The organism is Mesorhizobium sp. M7A.F.Ca.CA.002.05.1.1 (assembly GCF_003998335.1).
Lineage (GTDB): Bacteria > Pseudomonadota > Alphaproteobacteria > Rhizobiales > Rhizobiaceae > Mesorhizobium.
Genome location: NZ_RZQI01000352.1, coordinates 1 through 5,754 on the forward strand (window position 1 = coordinate 1; position 5,754 = coordinate 5,754).

Here is a 5,754-nt window from a genome sequence, read left to right on the forward strand (position 1 = left end):
TCCAACTGGTGGCCGTCGTCATCGACCTCGCCATCATCGCCTTCTTCATCGCGACGCCGGTTCTTCAGGACAAGCCGTCCTTCCTCTGGCTCGACTATTCGGCGGCCGCGCTTGTCGCCGCGGATCTGGTCGCCCGGCTGCTTGCCTCCAAAAACATGCTGCGGCTGATGAAGCAGCCGACGTCGTGGGTCGATGTCTTCATCCTTTTGACGCTGCTGATGCCGACGGCGTTCGCCAATCTCGCCTTCCTGCGCATCCTGCGGCTGTGGTCGCTGTCGCGCAGCGGTTCGCTCTGGCGGCATCTGGAGATGCGCGGCCTGAGGCCGTGGCGCGAGGCCAGCCACGCGGTCATCAACCTTTTGACCTTCCTGTTCGTCATCACCGGCTTCGTCTACACGTTCTTCTTCCGCACTGGCGCCGGTCTGGAAAACTATGTCGACGCGCTTTATTTCACCGTCGCCACGGTGACGACGACCGGCTTCGGCGACATCGTGCTGCCGGGCATAGCCGGCAAGCTGACCGCAATCGTCACCATGATCATCGGCATATCGCTGTTTGTCAGACTGGCTCAGGCGATCTTCCGGCCAGCCAAGGTTTTGTTTCCCTGTCCGCAGTGCGGCTTGCGGCGGCACGAGCCGGACGCCGTGCATTGCAAAGCCTGCGGTCATCTTCTCAACATACCCGACGAAGGGAACTGACGGCCGGCGTACTACGACGCCGCCACTTCGGCCGGCTTTATAGCCCTGCGCTGAAGATTGAGCAGATTGCCCATCAGGATCAGCAGCGCGCCGCCGGCGGTGAAGGCATCGATCTGCTCGCTATAGAGCAGCCAGCCAATCAGCGCCGATAGCGGCACGCGCAGAAAATCCATCGGCGAGACGATGGTCGCATCGGCATAGCCAAGCGCGCGGGCCATACAGAAATGCGACGACATGCCGGTGAAAGCGATCAGCACGATCCACGGCCATAGCTCCAGTGGCGGATTGCGCCACGTATAGAGCGCCGGGATGAGACCGACCATCGACTGGATAATCAGCATCCAGCAGATGATGCGCACGACGCTGTCAGTCCGGGTCAGCGATTTGATCGTGACCACCGAGATGCCGAAGCAGGCCGCGGCACCCAGCACGACGAGATGTCCAGGGTCGACCGAGCCGACACCGGGGCGCACGATGATCACCACGCCGATCAGCCCCAGCCCGATCGCTGCCAGCTTGGGCCGGTTCAGCCTTTCGCCCAGAAAAATCACCGCCAGGATAGCTGTCCAGATCGGCGTGGTGAATTCGATCGAGATCAGCACCGCCAGCGGGATCAAAGTGAGGGCGTAGAGCCAGGCCGCCTGGCCCGTGTAATGGATGACGTTGCGGGCGATATGGGCAATGGGGCGCTGCGTGCGCATGGCTCGAAAACCGCCACTCATCATCACCAGCGGCAGAAGGATGAAGAAGCCGATCACAGAGCGCAACTCAAGCACCTGGAAGACGTTGAGCTCCGCTGTCGTGGCTCGGCCGGCGACCGTCATCCCAAGGAAGGAAGCGATCGACAGTGCCATCCAGAACGCGGCCTTGGGGATCGAGGGGGTGGGTGCCATTCGCGCTATGTCGCAGGCGAGGGCTTCTGCCGCAATCGCTACACAAGGCATTCTTCTGGGCCAGTCGCGACTGGCTGGATGTTGTAAAACAGTCGTGTGGCGGGCGGAACCTGAAACCGCAAGTGGCGTTGAGTTCCGGTGGTCAGCCGTGCTCGCGGACCGTCCCGCCTTTTTCAAGATCGACAAGGAGAGCTTCAATGAGATCCTTCGCGCAATTCGCGCTTACCGGCGGCTTATTGGTTGCGGCAGGTGCGGCACATGCCGACGAGGCCCAATTTCTCCAGGCGTTCAAGGGCAATTTCGCCGGCAAGGGTATCGTCAAGGTCACCACCGATGCGCCGACCGTGAACGTGTCCTGCACGTTCAGCTCGAACGCGACATCGACCTCCCTGTCGCTCGACGGCAATTGCCGGGGACTTGTCGTGGTCACGCGCGCCATCAGCGCGGACCTGAAGGCCAGCGGTGCCAAATACAGCGGCACCTATGTCGGCTCTCGCACGGGACCGGCGCAGCTTAACGGCAGCCGTTCGGGCAACGCGATCAACCTGGGCATTCGCTGGGCCAAGGAGGTCAATGGCGACCGAAGGGCGCAGATGAAGGTCGAGAAACGCGGCGAGAACGGCATGCGGCTGACCGTCATCGACACCGACCCGAAAACCGGCAAGAGCGTGGTGACGAGCAGGATTGATCTGCAGCGCACCTAATCCTCCAGCGGCTCCGGCGGATGGGCGTCGCGGCCCTTGCCGAATGTGTAGCCGGTTTCCACCGCTTTGCGGCCGAACTTGTCGCGCAGGGCGTCAATGGCGCCTTCGGCCATGGCGCGCTTGCGCGATTGGATGTCGACCAGATCGGGCGGGTCGGCCTTGTCGTCGTCCGAGAGGTCGCTGACACCGATGCCGAGCAGCCGATACTTCGTGCCGTCGGTTTCCTTGCGCAGAAGCTCCACCCCGGTCTGAAAGATGCGGTCGGCGAGCCGGGTCGGATCGCCGAGCTGGCGATTGCGCGTGCGCAGCTTGAAATCCTGGGTCTTCAGCTTCAAGACCACGGTGCGCCCGGCAATGCCTGACTTTTTCAGCCGTGCCGAGACCTTTTCCGAAAGGCCCCTGAGAACCGCGACCAGTTCCTCCAGCGACGCGATATCGGTGTCGAAGGTGGTTTCGGCCGATACGCTCTTGGCATCCTGGTCGGGATCGACGCGGCGGACGTCCTCGCCGCGCGAAAGGTGGTAGAGCCGGTCGCCCATCGTGCCGTAGCGGCGCATCAGGTCGCCGCGATCCATCTGCTGCAACTGGCCGATGGTGCGGATGCCGTCACGCTCCAGCGTGGCGTTGAATGCCTTTCCGACACCCCAGATCATGGTCACCGGCTGCGCCGAGAGGAAGCCGACTGCCTCGGCCTCGCCGATGACCGAGAAACCGCGCGGCTTGCGAAAGTCAGACGCAATCTTGGCGAGGAACTTGCAATAGGACAGGCCGGCCGAAACGGTGATGCCGATCTCCTTCTCGACGGCCTGCGCGAAGCGCGCCAGCACCACAGCGGGCGGCAGGCCGTGCAGCCGTTCGGTGCCGGCGAGGTCGAGAAACGCCTCGTCGATCGACAGCGGCTCGACCAGCGGTGTCAGCGCTTGCATCATGGCGCGCACTTCGCGGCCGACGCGCACGTATTTTTCCATGTTGGGGCTGATGACCACCGCCTCCGGGCAGGCTTCGAGCGCCTTGAACATCGGCATGGCCGAGCGCACGCCTTGGATGCGGGCGATATAGCATGCGGTGGAGACGACGCCGCGCTTGCCGCCGCCGATGATCAGCGGCTTGTCCTTGAGCGCCGGATTGTCGCGCTTTTCGATCGCCGCATAGAAGGCGTCGCAATCGATATGGGCCAGATGCAGCCGGTAAAGCTCTGGATGGCGCGCAAGCCGCGGGCTGCCGCAGCGCTCGCAGCGGCGCGCCTGGCTGCGCTGAAACGTCAGGCAGTCGCGGCAAAAACCGTGATCGGGATTGTTGACAGGGGCCGCCATCGCTGCGAACATAAAGAGAACAGATGCAATGGTACGACAGTGCAAGGCCAGCGACAAGGCTGGCCTGGGGAGAACGCATGAGCACGACCATAGCGCCACTTGCACCCGAGCTTTGGGCTGAATTCGAGGACCTCTTCGGCAAGCAAGGCGCCTGCTACGGCTGTTGGTGCACGCATTTCCGGCTGGCGCCGGCGGTGCGGCGCGAGAGCAGCCGGGAACGCAACAAGGACCACATCAAGGCGCGTATCGAGGCCGGCCCGCCGCCCGGACTGCTGGCATTCGAAGATGGCCAGGCGGTCGGCTGGATGCAGATCGGACCGCGCGCCGACGTACCCGAATGGAACAATCAGGGCAGGGGCTCGGCACCGGTCGATCCTGCCGACGCCGCGGATCCGGCCGTCTGGGCGATCTCCTGCTTCTTCATCCGCGCCAAGGCGCGCGGCAGGGGCATCACGCATCGCCTCGTCGAAGGCGGCATAAATTTCGCCCGCCAGAATGGAGCCCGGCTGCTCGAGGCGTGCCCGATGGACCTGTCTCGCGATTCGCGCTCGATCGGCCTGTTCGTCGGCTCGTCGCGGATCTTCGAGAAGGCGGGTTTCGAGCGGCTGGTGGAACGCAAGGCCGGCCGCCCGCTGATGCGGCTGGTGCTTTGATGAGGTCCGCTCGTGGCTTGTTGATCTCACCTTGCGGTTGCAGCAGTAATTTCATACCAGACGGACGTCCCTTCTAAAGCGCATGCGCTTTGGGGTTTTGTTTATGCATGTCGTTCTCCCAAACCAGGACCCACTTTGGGCGACATGCATTAGGTCAAACGGAGAATTCGCGTGAACCGTGCCCTGCCATTCGTTTTCCTCCTTGCGTTGAGCGCGCCTGCGTTCGGTCAGACCGTCGATAGTCAGGGTGCGAAGCAATTATCCGACGACTTGTCCCGCTATGTCGGCAAGCAGGCCATCGACAAAGGCATTTTGAAGGTTTCGCTTGAAGGTGGCGCCTACAGGATCCTGTTCGATTTCAAGGCACTTGCGGCATCGTTTCCGGACCAGAAACTGCTGAAGTTCGACTTCGCGCCCTATGCCCTGATGGTCAAGCCGCGCAGCGACGGGTCCTGGGATGTCTCCATGGATTTCTCCCAAACTGCCTCCTTCGAGTTCAACGGACCCGAAGGGCTGCAAAGCACTCAGTTTTCGATCAAGGACGGCAAGGGTTCGGGCGTCTACGATCCAAATCTGGCGGCCTTCACCAGCGGCACCAGCTCGATGGCCGGCATGACGATGGCATCGAAGGATGCCAAGCAGCACATGGAAGCCAGCACGGGCGCCGGCATCGCGACCGTTGCCGCGACCAAGTCGGCGACCGGGGGCGTCGATTTCACAACCTCGCAAAAGGTGTCGAGCTTTGTCGAAGCGATCGATTTCGACGATCCGGAGAGCGGGTTGAAATTCCCGGTCACCGTCAGGTCGCCGGAACTGTCGGTCGAAGCCAGCGGCAAGGGCGTGCGGACCAAGCCATTGCTCGACCTCCTGGCATTTGCGGTGGCCAACGAGGACGAGGCGACGCTGAAGGCCAACCAGGCGCAGCTCAAATCGCTTCTGCTCGCCGCCTTGCCGCTTTGGCAGCGTATCGACGGGACCTACGGTTTTAAGGATTTCGCGGTGGAAAGCCCGGTCGGCAATTTCGGCGCCACCCAGCTCAGCACCGTGTTCGGCACCGATGGCGTGGCCCAGAACGGCACGATCACGTACGGCATCAAGGCATCGGGGCTGACCGTGCCGACCCAGCTTCTGCCGAGCTGGAGCGTGGGGTTGTTGCCCACCGATGTCGATTTGAACTTTGGCGGCGCCAATATCGATCTCGACAGCATGGCGAAGAAGGCGATCGAAGCTTTTGATCTCAATAAGAATCCGCCGCTGCCGGCCGAATTCGGCGAGCAGCTTAAAGTCGACTTCATGGCCAAGATGCCGAAGGTCGTGCTTGGCCACAGCACCGTGAAGAACAAGGACACGGAGATCGCGCTGGAAGGCGAGATGACATTCCCAGGCGAAAAGCCCGAAGGAAGCGTAACCGTCGATGTCGCCGGCTTCGACAAGCTTGTCGAAGGCCTGCAGGAAGCGGCAAAGTCGGAACCGGAGGTTGGCCAATACGTGCC

6 protein-coding genes are annotated in these 5,754 nt (G+C 62.4%); 4 read left to right on the forward strand and 2 right to left on the reverse strand.

Going from position 1 to position 5,754, the window contains the following annotated elements; genetic code table 11:
- On the forward strand, positions 1-698 hold a 698-nt coding region (locus tag EN939_RS18345), incomplete at its 5' end, for a potassium channel family protein (protein WP_127269137.1).
- Between the two features lie 11 nt (positions 699-709).
- Here EN939_RS18345 and EN939_RS18350 read toward each other — a convergent pair.
- Positions 710-1,591 (reverse strand): DMT family transporter, encoded by an 882-nt coding sequence (locus tag EN939_RS18350; protein WP_127269138.1) that lies wholly within the window; start codon positions 1,589-1,591, stop codon positions 710-712.
- A 197-nt stretch (positions 1,592-1,788) separates the two neighbouring features.
- Between EN939_RS18350 and EN939_RS18355 the strand changes: the two genes are divergently transcribed.
- Entirely contained in the window at positions 1,789-2,295 is a 507-nt protein-coding gene (locus EN939_RS18355) for a hypothetical protein (RefSeq protein ID WP_127269139.1), read from the forward strand.
- Here the strand turns inward: EN939_RS18355 and EN939_RS18360 are convergent.
- A complete protein-coding gene (locus EN939_RS18360) occupies positions 2,292-3,620 on the reverse strand; it encodes a DNA polymerase IV (protein ID WP_127269140.1) in 1,329 nt (442 codons plus the stop codon). The two genes, EN939_RS18355 and EN939_RS18360, sit on opposite strands and share 4 nt — an antisense overlap.
- Before the next feature lie 65 nt (positions 3,621-3,685).
- Here EN939_RS18360 and EN939_RS18365 point away from each other — a divergent pair, with 65 nt between their 5' ends.
- A complete protein-coding gene (locus EN939_RS18365) occupies positions 3,686-4,261 on the forward strand; it encodes a GNAT family N-acetyltransferase (RefSeq protein ID WP_127269141.1) in 576 nt (191 codons plus the stop codon).
- 171 nt (positions 4,262-4,432) lie between these two features.
- On the forward strand, positions 4,433-5,754 hold a 1,322-nt coding region (locus tag EN939_RS18370), incomplete at its 3' end, for a hypothetical protein (protein WP_127269142.1).